The sequence below is a fragment of the Arthrobacter sp. ZGTC412 genome (assembly GCF_002929215.1).
Taxonomy (GTDB): Bacteria; Actinomycetota; Actinomycetes; order Actinomycetales; family Micrococcaceae; genus Arthrobacter.
Map to the genome: position 1 here is coordinate 76,577 of NZ_PJII01000004.1, position 16,449 is coordinate 93,025.

Annotated in this window: 16 protein-coding genes; 6 read left to right on the forward strand and 10 right to left on the reverse strand. The window is 62.0% G+C overall.

Annotated elements, in window-relative coordinates; translation table 11 throughout:
* Positions 1-2 precede the first annotated feature (2 nt).
* The 3 genes from CXQ88_RS07080 to CXQ88_RS07090 all read left to right on the forward strand — a co-directional run bounded on the left by CXQ88_RS07080 (position 3) and on the right by CXQ88_RS07090 (position 2,116).
* Positions 3-1,187 carry an ABC transporter ATP-binding protein gene (locus tag CXQ88_RS07080; RefSeq protein ID WP_104043467.1) on the forward strand — a complete coding sequence of 395 codons (1,185 nt, stop codon included), beginning with the start codon at positions 3-5 and terminating at the stop codon, positions 1,185-1,187.
* A 117-nt stretch (positions 1,188-1,304) separates the two neighbouring features.
* Positions 1,305-1,616: a putative quinol monooxygenase gene (locus tag CXQ88_RS07085; protein WP_104043468.1), complete on the forward strand. Its 312-nt coding sequence runs from the start codon at positions 1,305-1,307 to the stop codon at positions 1,614-1,616.
* A complete protein-coding gene (locus CXQ88_RS07090) occupies positions 1,616-2,116 on the forward strand; it encodes a gluconokinase (RefSeq protein WP_258061714.1) in 501 nt (166 codons plus the stop codon). Before CXQ88_RS07085 ends, CXQ88_RS07090 begins: the two co-directional genes overlap by 1 nt.
* 137 nt (positions 2,117-2,253) lie before the next feature.
* Here CXQ88_RS07090 and CXQ88_RS07095 read toward each other — a convergent pair whose 3' ends face one another.
* The 6 genes from CXQ88_RS07095 to CXQ88_RS07120 all read right to left on the reverse strand — a co-directional run bounded on the left by CXQ88_RS07095 (position 2,254) and on the right by CXQ88_RS07120 (position 9,004).
* The gene (locus CXQ88_RS07095) at positions 2,254-3,165 is read right to left on the reverse strand and encodes an amidohydrolase family protein (RefSeq protein WP_181037434.1); all 912 of its coding nucleotides are present in this window, start codon (positions 3,163-3,165) and stop codon (positions 2,254-2,256) included.
* A gap of 140 nt (positions 3,166-3,305) precedes the next feature.
* On the reverse strand, positions 3,306-4,382 hold the full coding sequence (locus CXQ88_RS07100; protein ID WP_104043471.1) for an ABC transporter permease: 1,077 nt from the start codon (positions 4,380-4,382) through the stop codon (positions 3,306-3,308).
* Entirely contained in the window at positions 4,379-5,884 is a 1,506-nt protein-coding gene (locus CXQ88_RS07105) for a sugar ABC transporter ATP-binding protein (protein WP_104043472.1), read from the reverse strand. The genes CXQ88_RS07100 and CXQ88_RS07105 overlap by 4 nt, the downstream gene beginning before the upstream one ends.
* 19 nt (positions 5,885-5,903) lie before the next feature.
* On the reverse strand, positions 5,904-6,968 hold the full coding sequence (locus tag CXQ88_RS07110; RefSeq protein ID WP_181037435.1) for a sugar ABC transporter substrate-binding protein: 1,065 nt from the start codon (positions 6,966-6,968) through the stop codon (positions 5,904-5,906).
* Positions 6,969-7,099: 131 nt separating this feature from the next.
* Positions 7,100-8,041 carry a PfkB family carbohydrate kinase gene (locus tag CXQ88_RS07115; RefSeq protein ID WP_104043474.1) on the reverse strand — a complete coding sequence of 314 codons (942 nt, stop codon included), beginning with the start codon at positions 8,039-8,041 and terminating at the stop codon, positions 7,100-7,102.
* Entirely contained in the window at positions 8,042-9,004 is a 963-nt protein-coding gene (locus CXQ88_RS07120; protein ID WP_146069171.1) for a sugar phosphate isomerase/epimerase family protein, read from the reverse strand.
* 316 nt (positions 9,005-9,320) lie between these two features.
* Between CXQ88_RS07120 and CXQ88_RS07125 the strand changes: the two genes are divergently transcribed.
* Complete coding sequence (locus CXQ88_RS07125; protein ID WP_104043476.1) at positions 9,321-10,310, forward strand: sugar-binding transcriptional regulator; 990 nt, start codon at positions 9,321-9,323, stop codon at positions 10,308-10,310.
* 242 nt (positions 10,311-10,552) lie between these two features.
* Here CXQ88_RS07125 and CXQ88_RS07130 read toward each other — a convergent pair whose 3' ends face one another.
* The 3 genes from CXQ88_RS07130 to rlmN all read right to left on the reverse strand — a co-directional run bounded on the left by CXQ88_RS07130 (position 10,553) and on the right by rlmN (position 13,882).
* A complete protein-coding gene (locus tag CXQ88_RS07130) occupies positions 10,553-11,767 on the reverse strand; it encodes a hypothetical protein (protein WP_146069172.1) in 1,215 nt (404 codons plus the stop codon).
* Between the two features lie 32 nt (positions 11,768-11,799).
* Entirely contained in the window at positions 11,800-12,429 is a 630-nt protein-coding gene (locus CXQ88_RS07135; protein ID WP_181037436.1) for a hypothetical protein, read from the reverse strand.
* A 211-nt stretch (positions 12,430-12,640) separates the two neighbouring features.
* Positions 12,641-13,882 (reverse strand): 23S rRNA (adenine(2503)-C(2))-methyltransferase RlmN, encoded by a 1,242-nt coding sequence (gene rlmN, locus CXQ88_RS07140; protein ID WP_104043479.1) that lies wholly within the window; start codon positions 13,880-13,882, stop codon positions 12,641-12,643.
* Between the two features lie 202 nt (positions 13,883-14,084).
* On the opposite strand from rlmN, the gene CXQ88_RS07145 reads away from it, so the two are divergent.
* Both CXQ88_RS07145 and CXQ88_RS07150 read left to right on the forward strand, forming a co-directional pair.
* Positions 14,085-15,071 carry an aldo/keto reductase gene (locus tag CXQ88_RS07145; protein ID WP_104043480.1) on the forward strand — a complete coding sequence of 329 codons (987 nt, stop codon included), beginning with the start codon at positions 14,085-14,087 and terminating at the stop codon, positions 15,069-15,071.
* A gap of 213 nt (positions 15,072-15,284) precedes the next feature.
* Complete coding sequence (locus CXQ88_RS07150) at positions 15,285-15,461, forward strand: CsbD family protein (RefSeq protein WP_104043481.1); 177 nt, start codon at positions 15,285-15,287, stop codon at positions 15,459-15,461.
* A 340-nt stretch (positions 15,462-15,801) separates the two neighbouring features.
* On the opposite strand, the gene CXQ88_RS07155 is transcribed toward CXQ88_RS07150, so the two are convergent.
* A complete protein-coding gene (locus tag CXQ88_RS07155) occupies positions 15,802-16,395 on the reverse strand; it encodes a carboxymuconolactone decarboxylase family protein (protein WP_104043482.1) in 594 nt (197 codons plus the stop codon).
* Between the last annotated feature and the right edge of the window lie 54 nt (positions 16,396-16,449).

Here is a 16,449-nt window from a genome sequence, read left to right on the forward strand (position 1 = left end):
TCATGTCAAAGCTTTCACTTCGAAACATCAGCAAGCGCTTCGGGGATACCCAGGTCATCCATGACTTCAATGCCGACGTGGACAACGGCGAGTTCCTGGTTCTGCTCGGCGCATCAGGCTCCGGAAAATCAACCCTCCTGCGCATCATCGCCGGGTTGACCGACGCGACCTCCGGCGACGTCATTTTCGACAACCTTCGGGTCAACCGCCAGAGCCCGCGGGAACGCGGCGTCGCGTTCGTCTTCCAGTCCTACGCGCTGTACCCGCACCTCACCGTCCGCGAAAACATTGCCTTCCCGCTGGTACTCGACAAGTTCAAGGGATGGCAGCACATCCCCGGCATCAGCGCCGTGGCCCGCCGGATTCACGGCGCTTCCAAAGACATTGCAGCGAACGTGGACAAAGTTATCTCCATGCTGGACCTGGACGACTACGCCAAACGCAAGCCCGGTGGACTCTCCGGCGGCCAACGCCAGCGTGTAGCCCTGGCGCGGGCACTGATCCGCAACCCCTCCATGTTCCTGCTGGACGAACCACTGTCCAATCTCGACGCCAAACTCCGTGCCGAACTGCGAGGCGAGATCGTCCGGCTGCACCGCTCAATCGGCAAGACCTTCGTCTACGTCACCCACGACCAGGTCGAAGCCATGACCATGGCCACCCAGATCGTCATCCTCCACAACGGCATCGTCCAGCAGCACGCAACCCCACAGGAAATCTACAACCGGCCCGCCAATACCTACGTGGCACGCTTCATCGGCAGCCCGCCCATGAACCTCCTGAGCGGCGTTGCAGAAGACGGATCAGCAACAATTGGCGGGATACGGCTCGGGGCGACCGCCGGCAGCAGGCTGGCCAACGGCGGAGTGACAGTAGGCCTGCGGCCCGAACACCTGTCCGTGTCCTCAGACGCCTTCGGCGTGGGCCTGCACGGAACCGTACGCCGGATCGAAGACCTGGGCGCCGACACCCTTATCGGTGTCCAGCCCGATCCCGCACTCAACCTCAAACTATGGGAGCTCAACCAGGACGAGCTCATCTGGGTCCGGCAGGAAGGCCAAACCCGCCTCTTCACCGGTGATGCCTGCACCGTCGAAGTGGACCCCCGGCTTGCGAGCTACTTCCACAGCGAAACCGGCCTGAACCTCGCCACATCTGACAGCCCAAACCTGGCCAGCCTCAGCTGAGCTTGTACGAACACCAAGCGGAAATTTCAGCGGACCGACGGACATTGGCCGTCGGTCCGCCCCGCGTCCTCCCCTTTCGCCCTCAAGCACACCGTCTAACACAAGGAGAACCTCACCATGACCGTCGTCGTTACTGCTGCCTTTAACCCAAAGGAAGGCGCCTTCGAACAGGTCGTCGCAGCCCTCTCCCCCGCGATCACCGAAGTGCACCAGGAACCCGGCTGCCTGCTCTACGCGATACACGAAGCCCCAAACAACCAGATCCTCATGATCGAGAAATGGGAATCAGCTGAGCTGCTCGACGCCCACGGCGACGGCGACCCGGTCAAACGCCTGAACGCCGCCCTGGACGGCCTCCTGGAAACACCCGTCGTAGTGACACGGATGGCACCCATTCCAGCAGGAACAACGCGCCAAGGGGTCCTCTAGTGCACCGCCCAATAGTCGTCATGGGAGTGTCCGGGGCAGGAAAGACGGCAGTGGGCACCGCTCTTGCCGCGCGAATAGGGGCAACCTTCATCGACGCCGACTCGCTGCACCCGTCAGCAAACGTCAGGAAAATGGCTGCAGGCATCCCTCTCACCGATGACGACAGGCAGCCGTGGCTCCACATCGTCGGCACCGAACTTTCAGCTCCCCACGATCATGGGGTTGTCGTTGCCTGTTCAGCGCTCAAGCGCGCCTACAGGGATGCCATTCGTGCGGCTGCTCCTTCAACTACCTTCATTCTGTTGACCGTGGACGCGCCCGTGTTGGAAAAGCGGCTGGTCCAACGGCCGGGTCATTTCATGCCTGCATCCCTCCTCGCCTCACAACTGGAAACTCTCGAGCCGCTCGAAGCAGACGAGGCAGGAATGATCCTGACGTCTGAAGGAGGCGTTGAAGAGACTTTGGAGCAGATCCTGGCTGACCTGGTGCCGGCGCAGTAGTTGTGCCCTGCGCGGGCAGCTGCCCGGCAACCCAACCAGCAGAAAAGGCCCGCCTCACCCACTGCAGGGATGAGGCGGGCCTTTTTGATGCCTCTGTTTCACGTCGTCAATTACATCGCCACGGAGGCGCTCATTGGCTAGGCAGGCGGCACGGAGGTGCCGATGCCATAGGTTTTCCTTGCCGTTTCGGCAAAGAGGTCCCGGCGTTCACCATCCGTCATGGCGGCGGTTACGTCGTCGAAGGCACTATAGAGCGCGGTAAAGCTGGAGTAGAGGCCGTCCACGGGGAAGTTGCTTCCGAACATTGTGCGGGACGGACCGAAGGCCTCGATGGTTTCCAGGATGACTGGCCGGATGGACGCCGTCGTCCAGGAATGGTCGTTGGTTCCCAATGCGGAGACCTTAGTGACTACGTTTGGCTGCTTCGCCAGTTTATCCATGCCTGCCCGCCAGACCCGGAGGGAAGCTGGATCGCGGAGAATGGGCATTGCCGCGTGGTCAAGGATGATGCTTGTGTCCGGATGCTTGGCAGCCAGATGAGCGGCCTGATCCAGTTGGTGCGGGAAGACCTGTAGGTCAAAGGACAGGCCCAGGGACGACAGATGCGAGAATCCCTCCAGCCAGCGGGGGTCGGTGATCAGGTCCGGGCGGGAGGTATGGGTGTAGCGGGGGTCGGGGTGCCAGTTGAGGATGTCCCTTATTCCGCGTACCGATGGGACAGAGGCGAGCCTTTCAAGTCGGCTTAATACTCCTGGATCGGCCAGAGAAGCCTTGGCCACCTGGACCGAGGGCAAGCCGCCGCTGTCATGCACGTCCTGGATCCACTCCGCTTCCCACAGCGGGTCCGCGGCGCCGTTCTCGACATGGACCGAACCGGCCAACTCGAATTCCTGAGCGTCGGCCAGGTAATCCTCGATAAAGTAGTCCCGCCTCAGCGCACGGTCGTCCCCATGGTAGCGAAACGGCTCCGCCGGTCCCCGAAGCCAGGGGTAGGAGCGGGAGAAGTCGCACAGGTGGTGGTGGGCGTCGATAATTTCAAAGTTCAGCAATGGAACTCCTCCTTTCAGCTGTCCGGGGTCTATAGGGACCGGCAAACCGGCAACGGCAGCAGCGCTGTTCGGCTGCCGCCGTTACCGGCTCTGGTCAATCAGGTAGTTCTCCTCCGCAGCCGGTCACGGCCGACGCTGGGTCATGCTGTCGCTTCCTTTTGCGGTTCTGTCTTTTTCTTCTTCAGCAGCGGCCATCCCTTGCTGCCTTGGTCCAGGGCAACGGCAATGACGACGACGAGCCCGGTGACGATCTGTTCGTAGAAGCTGGGAACGTTGAGCAGCACCAGGCCGTTGGTGAGCGCACCGAGGATCAGGGCCCCGACCAAGGTACCGGCGATCCGTCCTTCGCCGCCCATGAGGTTTGCTCCCCCGATCACGGCGGAGGCGATCGCCGTCAGCAGATACGGGCTTCCGGCATCGGTTTGGGCTGCGTTGATGCGTGCGACGATGACCAGTCCGCCGACTCCCGCGAGTACGCCGGAGAGGGCGTAGACGGCGATTTTCACCCTGTCGACGCGGACGCCGGAAAGCCATGCCGTTTCTTCGCTGCCGCCGGTAGCGATGACGTTTTGCCCGAAGACTGTCCGACGGAGCAGCAGCCAGCAGAGGACGGCGAGAACCGCCACGAGAATGACCGCGACAGGGATGCCGCCGACGTAGCTGTTGAGCATAAAGACGAAGTCCCGGGGGACGTTGTAGACAGGGCGTCCGTTCGTGACGACGTAGGCGAAGCCCTGGTAGATACTCATGGTGCCGAGCGTTGCGATGAACGGCGGCAGTTTGAGTTTGGTGATGAGCAGCCCGTTAACGGCTCCGCAGGCCAGGCCGAGGGCGATGCCTGCGAGCAGGGCGAGGAAGGGCGAGGTGCCCGCATTGACCATGAGGGAGGCAGTGACGATTCCGACGAAGCTCGCGATGGAGCCGACGGCGAGGTCGATACCGCCGGTGATGATGACGAAGGTAATTCCGAGCCCGATGATGGCGTTGACGCTCGCTGAGATGGCGATGTCGCGGAGGTTGCCGGAGGTGAGGAAGTTGGGGTTCAGCAACCCGAAAATGAGGAAGATGACAACTGCGGCGATGTAGATTCCCAGTGCCTGGAGGTTCAGTGCCGGCCGGGTGCGTGACTTTTTGATGGCTGTTGCGAAGGGCCTTCGGTTCGTCGCGTTTTCGCTGTCTTCGGCCTGGTCTTTCTTTGGCAGGGTGGGCTGGCTCATGTCGTTGTTCTTTCTGCGATGCCCATGGCGTTGGCCACGAGGCTGTGTTCGTTGATGTCGTCGCCGGTGTGCTCGGAGACGAACTGACCCTGGCGCATTACTTTGACGCGGTCGCTGAGGGAGATGATTTCCGGAAGGTCTGAGGAAACCACGATTACTGCGCTTCCGGCTTTGGCCAGCGCGTCGATGAGTTCGTAGATTTCGACTTTGCCGCCGACATCTACTCCCTTTGTGGGTTCATCGAAGAGGAATACTTTGGTGTTGCGCCAGGTCCATTTGGCGATCACAATTTTTTGTTGGTTGCCGCCGGAGAACTGGCGGGCGTTGAGGCGTACATTGGCCGGCCGGAGTGACATCCGCGCGGCTGCTTCTTCGGCGGCGGCGATTTGCTTGCGCACGCTGATGATGGGCCCAAAGCCGTTGAACTGCCTGTCGGCGGTGAGTGCGACGTTGAAGTAGGCAGGAACCTGCAGGACCAGGCCCTGGTGCTTGCGTTCTTCGGGGATGAACGCGATGCCGGCGTTTCTGCTGTCCCGCGGGGAGCGGATTCTGCGCTTTTTCCCGTCCACACTAACGGTGCCGGTGCTGCCTTTGTCCGCCCTGATGATGGCCCGCAAGAACTCGGTACGGCCGGATCCGACCAGGCCGGCGATGCCCAACACTTCGCCGGCCCGGACGTCCAGGGAAAGAGGACCGCCGCCGGTGGGGTGGCTGACCCCTGAGGCTGAAAACAGGACCGGAGCCTCTGGCGGGACCGGGTGCTGCCGTTTGAATGACAGCAGCTCCCGGCCGACCATGTTCCGTACGATGTCCTGTTCGGAGGTCTGCGCGATCGGCTGTGTGTAGTTGACGGTGCCGTCGCGCAGGACTACCACTTTGTCGGAGACGCTCATGACCTCGGGCATCTTGTGGGAGACGTAGATGATGCCTACGCCGCGGGTGTGGGCGATTTCGCGCACCCGGTTCAGGACGCCTTCGACGTTGTGTTCGAGCATGCTGGTGGTGGGTTCGTCGAGGGCGACGATCTTGGCACCGAAGGCCAGTGCCCTGGCAATGGTTAGAGCGTGCCTTTGGGCCGGGCTGAGCCCCCGTACGGAGGCTTTGGCCTTGAGCGGGAACCCCATCTGTGCGACGTCCGCCAGCGCCTGGTCGATGTCTTTGCCGGCGTCCCGGCGCTGGCGTGCTGTGCGCCCCAGCACGAGATTTTGCTCTACGGACAGCTGTGGAACGATGGCCGGTTCCTGGTGGGCAATTCTCACCCCGTCAGCCAGTGCCTGGCGGGGTGAGAAATGCTGCCGTACGTGCCCATCGATGATGACGGATCCGTGGTCGGGGACGAGGGAGCCGCCGAGAATGGCGAGCAGCGTGCTTTTGCCTGCCCCGTTTTCGCCGGCCAGTGTGCAAATTTCTCCGCGTTCCAACGTGAAGCTGACGTCATTCAGAGCGCGGACTCCGGGGAATGACTTCGCGATATTCTGCAGTTCCAGCAGCGGTGTAACCATGATGGGTGCCGTTTCTGCCTTACGGCATTCCGGTCGGGTATTCCCCGACGTTCTCAGAATCAATGATGAAGGCCGGAACGTCGATCCATCCGGGAACCTTCTTGCCCGCCATCAGCCAGAGGGCTGCATCCACGCCGCTGGCGCCTTCGGTCACGGGCTGCTCGCTGACCGTGGCGGTCATGTTGCCGGCCTGAATTTCCTTCTTGGCCTGCGGAATGCCGTCAGTACCGACCAGCACCACCTTGCCCGTGAGGTTCTTGGCAGCGATGGCAGCTGCGACTCCAAACGCCATGCCGTCGTTCTGCGAATAGAACGCCTTGATGTCGGGATTGGCCGTCAGCATGGCAGTTGCAATTTCCTGCGCCCTGGTTTGATCCCACTTCGCCGTCTGGGAAGCGACCAGCTCCAGGTTCGAATGCTTGGCCAGGCCATTCTTGAACCCTTCGCCCCGGTTCAGTGCATTGGATGAGCCCGGGTCGCCTTCGATCATGGCAACCTTGCCACCCTCGGGAAGCTTAGAGGCGATGTACTCAGCAGCCGTTTCACCGATAGTCAGTGCGTCGGGTCCGACATAAACACTCCCAGGAATGTTGCCTTTGGCGTCGTTCAACACGACCACCGGCACATTCTGCGCCAATGCATCAGTGAAGACCGTGTCCAGGCCGGTTGCGGAAATCGGCGAGGCAAGCAGGGCGCTGCAGCCCTGGTTCGCGGCGCTCTTTGCCTTGTCGAGCTGTTCGGTGATGGAGGATTCGTCGGTCACATCAAACGTCTGGTAGTTGACGCCGAGCCTTTTAGCCTCTGCTTCGAAGCCGTCCCGCTCAAATCCCCAGAATTCGTTGGACAGCGTCCGGGTGATGTAGCAAAGCTTCGTGTCGGCCGCTGGCGCTGCCGGTTCGCCAAGGCTGGCCTTTACATCCGTAATCGGTGTCTTTGCGGCGGCGTCAACGAGGCTTACCAGGTCTCCGCCGGACTCTGCGGGCTGGCCCGCTGGCCCGTCAGGGGTAGCACTGCATGCTGCGAGTAACGCGACTGCCGCCGTGGCGGCGAAAAGCTGTGTAACAGCGCGAGGAAGTTTAGTCATTGTGATAGTTCCTTTCATCATTGGAAGGCCCGCAACATGCGGCACTCTTGCTAGATCTTGCTGCGGTACCTATTGCTTGGAGCACCCGCAACGGTTCTTGAATTGTGCTGGTCCGGCAGGATGCTGGTCAGCTAGTGGCCAATTGAGGTGTTGGCGAGGGAAACTCCGAGGCCGTCCTCGATATGACGGACGTCAGCAGTTGTCAGGAAAGACTCAGGCCTGCTGCATACGAGCCGGCCGGCCTCGTTGGCCGCCCTGAGGCACAAGGGAAACGGATGGCCGTTGGCCATTGCAAGGACCATTGTTCCCAGGAAGCTGTCACCGGCTCCGACTGAGTTGACAACCACTGTCGGTTCGACGTCCGCCTGCACGAAGTCATTTCCGTGCAGGGCCGCGACCCCGCCGCCGCCGAGCGTCAGGACAGGAGTTTTCGCGCCGGCCTCCCGCAGAGCGGTTAGGAGCAACAGGACATCTGTGGTGTGTGGGACATCCAGTACGTGGCAGGCTTCCCGGAGGTTTAGAACGACGACGTCCGCGAGCCGGAGGAGCGACCTGGCCTCTGCACACACCGGCGAGAGGTTCAGAACCACTGTAGAACCGAGTTCCCGGAAGCGGGCCGCTGCGTGCCTGACGGTGGGAAGCGGCACTTCGAGGTTCAGGACTACGAAGGCCGGCGGTTCATGGGCTTCGAGGTATCCGTCAATGTCTGCCGGTGAGAAGTTTCCGTTGGCTCCGGGGATAACGACGGTGTCGTATTCCCCCTGGGAATCGATTCTGACGTGCCCTACGCCGGTGTGGGTCCGCTCATCCCGAATGATGCCCTCGGTTGCAATCCCGCGTTCGTGCAGGGCACTGATGATGAAATTTCCCAAATCATCAGAGCCAACGCGGGCCACAAGGGAGACCGTCGGATCCACCGCTGCGATGCTCATCGCGGCGTTCAGACTCTTGCCGCCCGCGGCCATCTCGAAGCTGTCGCCCGTCACATATCCTGCAGCGCTTACTTCTGCGCCGCGATACGCAATGAGGTCCGCGTTTACCGACCCGACGACGCAGACACCGGTTGACCGCACCTAGACACCCACAACCTGCGACCACAAAACCGACGATGAGCGCAGAGCATCTCCGCTGGGGAGATCCGGCTGGTCCCTGACCAAGTCGCGGGCCTTGTTGATGATGGTCTGCATCCTCTCGATGTTCATCTCGCACTCAGCGACAGGGTTCTCCCTGACCGGATCGGTGTCGAAGTAGTACGTTCCCTGATATCCCTCGCGGAGCAGGTAGTACACCAGTTCCAGTGTCTCCGCGAAGTGGATCGACGCTACCACGAGACCGTCATCGGCCACGCCATGCGAATCGTTGAGCTGCAGCCCGAACAGTTTTTGTTCCCGCAGGCACATCGCGGCGGACTGCGCCGGATTTTCCCGCGCCATCAGCAGGTGGCCGAAGTCCAGGGTGACGCCGAGGTTGGGGCGGTCACAGTCCTTGATGAGGTTCATGACTGCACCCGTGGTGTTCAGAATGGTGCGTCCACGCGGCTCGGCCGGTTTGTACTCGATCGAAATACGGATGTCCTGGTCAACATCGGCGACTGCCTGAAGGCTTTCGACCATCCAGTTCCAGGACTTCATGTAGTCCATCTGCAGGGGGTATTCATAACCGTCATGAGCCGGCCACAGCAATACATGGTCCGAACCAAATTCCCGACAGAGGCTGATGGCTTCCTTCACCATCGCGACCGCTGCTTCCCGAAGCGCGGGGTCAGGATTGGTGAATCCCCCGTTGGAGAACTGAGGTGCCGGCCAACGGAGCTGGATACCCCGGACATCGAGATCGGCTTTGTCCAAAGCCGCCTTTATTTCCTCTACTGAATGCTGACCGAAGTGCTCCGGGTAGTTCAGTTCGAGTGACGTCAACCCCTTGACGGTTCCGGCAACAGCGATCAGATCGATCACCGAGTCTTCGCCGCTGGGGTACTTCTTGCCCTTGCCCAGCCCAAAGGAATTAAGGCGGGTGGAGTACTTAACATCTGTCATCTGCGTTTCGCTTTCGATCGTGAAGGCCACTTAGTCCACGGGGGACGGCGATCGAAATTCCTGACGGAACTTCGGCTCTGAGGTCGGGCTGGTCTTGGAAGTCTATGAGCCAAAATCCCCGAAAAGGATGGCAAAATCGATATTGAGGAAGAAGTTTTTCAGCGCTGAATATTCATTCAGTACCGCTTCTAGCGCTGAATGACTGAGACCTGGGCCACGTTCCGCTTGAGGGACTAAGGCTTCCAGCAGGAGAGACGAGCGCGCACGCTATTCGGGTTTGCATAAATATTCAGACACGCACGAAAGGTTACGAAATATGACGCAGTTCACAGAATCATCGACCTTGCTGTCCGTCAGCACAGAACAACTTCGACTCTTCACGAAGATTGCCGTGCTCTACCACGAGGAAGGCCTTTCGCAGGGTGACATCTCCCAGCGACTGAACCTCTCCCAGGCACGGGTGTCGCGATACCTCAAGAACGCAGTTGACTTAGGAATAGTGCGAACATCCATCGTCCAGCCGGCGGGAATCTACGTCGGACTTGAAAAGGCCCTTGAGGAGAAGTATCAGCTCCGGGAGGTCGTGGTCGTGGACGTTATGGACGGTGCTTCACTGGGTATGCGGCTGGGCTCGTCCGCAGCCACTTACCTCGAAACCACGATTGACGCCAACGACTACGTGGGGATTTCCTCATGGAGCACCACACTTCTGCACACCGTTGAAGCCATGCGCTCACGCCCCAGGAAAATTGCGAGTGAAGTAATCCAGCTCATCGGCGGCGTAGGCAGCCCCCAAGCCCAGATGCAGGCCAGCCGCCTGGTCTCCCACCTCGCAGAACTCACTTCAGCCAAGCCCTACTTCATGGGATGTCCTGGCCTCGTCGCCAATCAACAGATTCGCGAGGCGTTCCTTGGGGATCCAGCAGTGGCTGCATCGATAGAAGCCTGGGAGCGCCTTACGACCCTGCTGGTAGGAATCGGTACGTTCCCCGCTTCACCACTCTGGCAAGCCAGCGGGAACGCCCTAAGTAGCGCCGAAGAAGGAGAACTATCCCGGGCAGGGGCGGTCGGCGAGATCTGTCTGCGTTTCTTCGACATCGACGGACTGCCCATGAAGCCCGCCATCGAAGAAAGAGTAATCTCCATCAACGCCGAGGCCATGATGCAGGTACCCCGCCGCGTAGGCGTAGCGGGCGGCATGGGCAAACTGGACGCCATCCGCGGCGCCGTAGCCGGCGGGTGGATCAACGTCCTGATCACCGACGCCGACGTGGCGAGACAGCTCCTCGAACCACCACAGCTGTAAGCGGGTCAGCACCAGTTCGCCCGCGGGGAAACACAGTGGTTGTGCACACACGTTTTCACCGGGCTGGCGGTCACCAAGTCATCAAGCAGCTCCACCCCTGCGTTAAATGACCATCGCCATCAGCGGCAGCACACACAGAGATTCGCACCCGACATTTCCACCGAACAGCAAGCCACCCTCGTGGCGATCCATGGCCCTAAAAGTCTCGCACCAGGAAAAGAGCCAAGTCAGGTGTGCTTCGATCAGCGCTGGACGCGTTTCTGAGCAGAGGCTCGCGAAAGGCTCAGGTACCCCTCCTTGGTTCCCAGTACTTGGACTTTGATAACTTGACCGCGGTCAACGGCCGCGATGCGGTAGGTGGCTTTGCTGGCGCCCCTGATCGGCAGGTTGTTCCGGTACCACTGATAGTGAAGCTGTGTTCCGGGGGTCCACGCCCCGGCATGGGCTGTTAGCTTCCGTCCTGCCTGCAGGGTTCCGGTTATTAGCGGTGTAGGGGCGGTCAGGATGCCGGTGTTGATCAGGTGCTGGGCGCCTGTCCTCGTGACCGTTGTGTAATAGGTCTGCATGCCCGTGACCCGCACCTGCAGAACTGCGTTACGATCCCTCGCCGGCACGGTATAGCTTGAGCCTGTTGCGCCCTGAATGGCCTGGCCGTTACGAAGCCACTGGTAGCTAAATTTGGTCCCAGCGGTCCACCCAGGGGTGGATGCCCGCAGGGTCACTCCGACGCGCGCGCTTCCGGAGACTAGCGGGCCGGCGGACGTCAGATTAACCAGCGGGATCTTCACCACGGAGGCCTCGGCTTCGTCGGAGACATAGCCGGGACTGTCCGTTCGAACCACTGCCTGAAGAGTCGCTCCGGCGTCAGTGGCCTTCAGAGTGTATGCCGCCGCGGTCGCGCCGGAAACAGTCTGCCCGTTGCGCAACCAAGCGTAAGTTACTGCCTGTCCGGCAGGCCACGGATTGTTAGCAGTTAACCGGTAGCCGGGTTGGAGTCTCTGCTGGAGTTCTGCCACTGTGTTCACGAGCGTATCGCCGTGGACATAGCCGCTGCGCCGGTTCTCCGGGAGGGGTGCGGGAACAACCGTGACAACCGCAGAGGCTCCCTTCACACGGGTCCCTGCTTCAATGAACTGGAATCTCTGCCCCACGTCCGTCGGTCTGGGATACCAGGAATCCGGTGCCGCTTCCGGCGTTGACGGGAAGCTTCCGTCGGACCGAAGCCGATACCATCCGGACTTCGTACTCTGATCCGGGGCGGTACGGGCCACCCGTACCGGGTCGTAGCTGTAGGGCCTTGCCTCTCCAACGGTCACATCATTGAATCCGCCGGTGCCTTCAACGCTGCGGACCAGCCCCGAGGCCCGCTCGTGCACAGTGCCGTCCGGCCACGTCCCGGTGACAACGATCCGCGAGACGCTGCCTGCCGCCGGAATGTATTCCCTGCGGTCAGACACCTGGGTTCCGTCCTCCAGGAGCCAGTGGTAGCTCAGGACTGCTCCCTTACCCCAGGCCGGGAAACGCACCTCAGCTGGAACCCCGGCCTTGAACGCCCAGGAACCTGCGGCGTCGGGGCAGCATGGGTCGGATGGCCCACCCGGGCTTCCCACCCTGCCGGACGGTGCAGCGACAAGTAGGGCTGGTAGATGCTCCGGGAGTAAAGCGGTGGCTGGGCTCCCGTGGGGAAGCGCGGAACCATTTCCAACACCGGGGTGACATAGGTGAGCCGCTGCAGCCCTTCAGGCAAGGACCCTTCCGGCGTGGGAATGGTCACGGTGTAAGCCGTGGACGCACCATTAGTTGCCCCGGCTTCGATGCCGGCCCTGTTTACGCTGAGTCTCGTGGTGATACCTTGGTCGTTTTCAAGCGTGAGATGCATGTGGGCCAGCACGGCCTGCTGGTCCCCCTCGCATCTAATGCTGACCTGCATCCGCAAGGCGTCACCGGCAAGGACGGTTGCCGGCAAAGCCAGGGATTCGAGGTTGCCCACGGCCGCCGAAGATTCCGCTCCGCAGGGGTACGACGAGACCGCAATGGCTGGAGATGCCACCACCGCGCCGGACAAAACCACGGTTGCGGCAAGACCTGCCGAGATGACAGCACGTACAACACGGCCCACGAATTCCCCCAACATCCCAGACAATTCATCAGAGTATATATGCAGCCCCATGCCGCATCAGGGCACCGGCGGAACGGGTTGCAGGTCAGGGTTTATCAGTGGACCGCTGACGCCGTCGACACCCACATCCAGAGCGAGCTGGCTGGTACACGGTTCGCACTATAGGCTGCCCCCGCCGTCGTTCGATCCGCGCAGCTGGTAGCCGTGCTGGCTAGTCCGCGGCAGCGAGCTGTCCGCAGGCCCCGTCGATCTCCTTGCCCCGCGTGTCGCGCAGGGTGCAGGGCACCCCGGCGGCGCGGAGCCGCTCGATAAACTCCTGCGCCACCGGCTTTTCCGAGGCGGTCCATATGGAGCCCGGGGTCGGGTTGAGCGGGATCGGGTTCACGTGCACCCAGCCGCGGCCGCGCTGGTTGAGCTTCTTGGCCAACAGGTCTGCACGCCAGGGGTGGTCGTTCATGTCCTTGATCAGTGCATACTCGATGCTCACCCGGCGGCCGGTCTTGCGGTAGTAGTAATAGGCCGCGTCGATCGCCTCGTCCACGTTCCACTTGTTGTTGACCGGGATCAGCTCGTCGCGGAGCTCGTCGTCGGGGGCGTGCAGGGACAGCGCAAAGGTGACCGGCAGCTCCTCGTCCGCAAGCTTGCGGATGGCGGGGACGAGGCCCACGGTGGAGACCGTGATGTTCCGGGCCGACATACCCAGGCCCTCGGGAGCGGGGTCCACGAAGCGGTGGAGGGCGGCCATCACGCGCTTGTAGTTGGCCAGCGGCTCGCCCATGCCCATAAAGACGATGTTGGTGACCCGCTCGGCGTCGTGCTCGTTCTCGCCCAGCTCGCCGGCAGCTATGGCGCGGTTCGCAGCGACCACCTGGTCAACGATCTCCGCGGTGGACATGTTGCGGGTCAACCCGGCCTGGCCGGTGGCGCAGAAGGGGCAGTTCATCCCGCAGCCTGCCTGCGAGGAGACGCAGAGAGTGATGCGGCCCGGGTAGCGCATGAGCACGGACTCCACCAGCGCCCCGTCGAACAGCCGCCAGAGGAACTTGATGGTGTCCCCGTTGTCAGTGCGGAGGCGGCGGACCTCGGTGAGCAGCGGCGGGAACATCTGGGAGACGAGCTCCTCACGGCCTGCCTTGGGCAGGTCGCTCATGGCTTCGGGGTCCGTGGTCCAGTGCTGAAAGTAGTGCGTGGAGAGCTGCTTCGCCCGGAAGGCAGGGACGCCGAGTTCCTTCAGCTTCTCTGCGCGCTCGGCCAGGGTCAGGTCGGCCAGGTGGGTCGGCGGCTGCTTCACCCGCGGGGACGCGAACTGGAGCAGCGGCCGGCCCTCGACAGTACGCGCCTGCTTCCAGCCCTCGGCGGTCGGGCGGACCTGCGGGCGGGTACTCTCGGCGGCCCCGTCGCCCTCTGGGCGGGCGCGGACGGGAGTATTGGAAGAAGAATTGGGGGAAGTCATCCTTACTATTGTCCCATGCCGGTTTTCGCATTGGGAATCGGGGCACTATGATTCCGCTCTCGCCCTGTCCTCCGGTAACTGAAAGATGAGATAGAGGGCAAAATTGTCGGCGTTCATCCGCTTCGTTGACAGCCACAACGCTCCCTTTTAGGCTCCTGCCAGGGTGAGCCAGCACGAGCCAGCGGATGCGAAGGGACAGGACGTGGACCAGGGCAACGGGCAGTTACGGGATCAGCTTGGCCGCCTCGGCTTTGGCGGTACCGGAGTGGGCAACCTCTACCGCGCCATCTCCGATGAGCAGGCGGCAGCAACGGTGGAGGCTGCCTGGGACGCCGGTATCCGCTACTTCGACACTGCTCCCCACTACGGACTGGGCCTGTCCGAGCGGCGAATGGGCGAAGTCCTCCGCAGCAAACCGCGGAAAGAGTTCGTCCTCTCCACGAAAGTGGGCAGGGTCCTCGCGCCGTCACCAGCGACCCAGGACGCAAAGGATCCGGACGGCTTCGATGTCCCCGCGGAACTGCGGCGTGAATGGGACCCCTCCGAAGCAGGCGTGCGGCGCAGCATCGAACAGTCGTTGGAACGGCTGGGGCTCGACTACATCGACATCGCCTATCTGCACGACCCCGATGTCTACAGCATGGAAGACGCCGTGAAATCTGCGCTGCCTGCTTTGGAGAAGGTCCGGGCTGAAGGCTTGGTCCGGGCTATCGGTGTGGGCACCAACACCGCCGGCGCAGCCCTGCAGTGCGTTGAAGCGGCAAACCTCGATTTCCTTATGCTTGCGGGCAGGTTCACCATGCTGGAACAGCCGGGTTCGGACGGCCGCCCGGGCGAAGGACTGCTGGACCGCTGCCTGGAGCTGGGCACCGGGGTGGTGAGCGTGGGCGTCTACAACTCCGGCATCCTCGCCAAGCCCGAGCTGCCCTCCGATGCGCACTACAACTACTCCCAGGCTCCCGATGAGATCCTGGAACGGGCCCGCCAGCTGGCCAGCATCTGCAAAGGACATCGCGTGGAACTTCCCACCGCCGCCATCCAGTTCCCCTTCCGCCACCCCGCCGTCGTCAACGTCACGGTCGGTGCCAGCAAGCCGGAGCAAATCAGCGAAAGCGCCGGGCGTATGTCCGCCCCGGTTCCGGATGAGCTGTGGCAGGACCTGCAGGATCGGGGACTGATACCGGCCTGACCGCGGATCCTACCATTGCCGCAGCCGCCGCAGCCGTTCCGCCTCGTACCTCGGCGGCAAACTTGCCTATCACTACGGGTGCGGGTGGCGGACGAAAGGACGCAGAGCCAGGGGTTTCTCCAGGAATCTGAGAATCCGCAGGAAGGCAGCGTTACGATGGGTGCGTAAGCCGTCCGCTTCATGCGGGCGGATTCCGACCGAAGGAGAAACACCATGGGTTTGGACGACAAGATCGGTAACGCGGCCGAGAAGCTGGGCGGCAAGGGCAAGGAAGCCGCCGGAGAAGCTACCGGCGATGAAAACCTGAGGACCGAAGGCCAGACGGATCAGGCCAAGGGAGACCTCAAGCAGGCCGGAGAGAAAGTCAAAGACGCTTTCAAGAAAGACTGACTTCCCCTCATAGGAAGGGCGCGGCTCCAGTTGACCAGTTCAGTCGGAGCGGCGCCCTTCTTTAATTTCTCCCGGCATACCTCCCCTGGCGCCACCTCTTTCCGGCTCTTTCGCAGGTGGCGCCCTTGCCGTTAACGAGTACCGACTACTCGTGTTCATGAGGCTAAAGCCACTTAGTGTTTCTACCAGCGGCGCAAGTGTTCCGCTGCTGAGGTCTCAGCCCATTGATTTCCCTGGCTCCTTGCCGGGGATCAAGCTGGGGCCGGCGATGATGGTGTCCGTCTGAGACCGCGGGCACCGCCCCCAGCCGTCGCCGGCCCTACTCACGCCTTCACGGCCCCTAACCGTGACTCTCCAGCAGCGGGGGCAGCGGCGCGAGCAGCGCGGTCTTCAGCTGGACGCTCATGCCTTCGGGAACGTCCAGCTCCACGTTCAGAGCGAGCAGCGCCCGGCTGAAGAAGTTCCGGGCGGCAGCAGTCAAGGTGATGTCGGCGATCTCGCGGTCGGTGAAGCCAACGTCGCGCAGCCTCTGTGTGTCGTTGTCCGTCATGGCTTCCGCATCGGTGCTGAGCTTCACGGCGTAGTCCATCATGGCAACTTCTGCCTCGGGCAAATCAGCGTCGTGGAAATCCCAGGCGATAGCACACAAATGCTCTTCCGGAATGATCGTGAGCGCTTTCTTTCCATGCGCCAGCCTGCAGTGGGTCGATCCGATGGCTTGTGCGGCAGCCAGCGTCACCAGTTCGTACCAGCGGAGGCCGAGGGACGAGCTGATGGCCTGGGTGAGCGACTCCCAGGCGAGGAAAGACTCCGGATTCAGGCTCATGGCCTTTGTGTGGCTGGGCACGTACCCAAGCGAGCGGCGGTCGGCGTCGTAAATTTCGGCAGTCAGGCCGGACGCTTCGGCTTCAGATGTCACCTTCAGGATGGTCATAACAACTCCTCCAGTTGCCCGGCCGCGGCCGCAGCCGGTGCCGCCTCTCCCAGC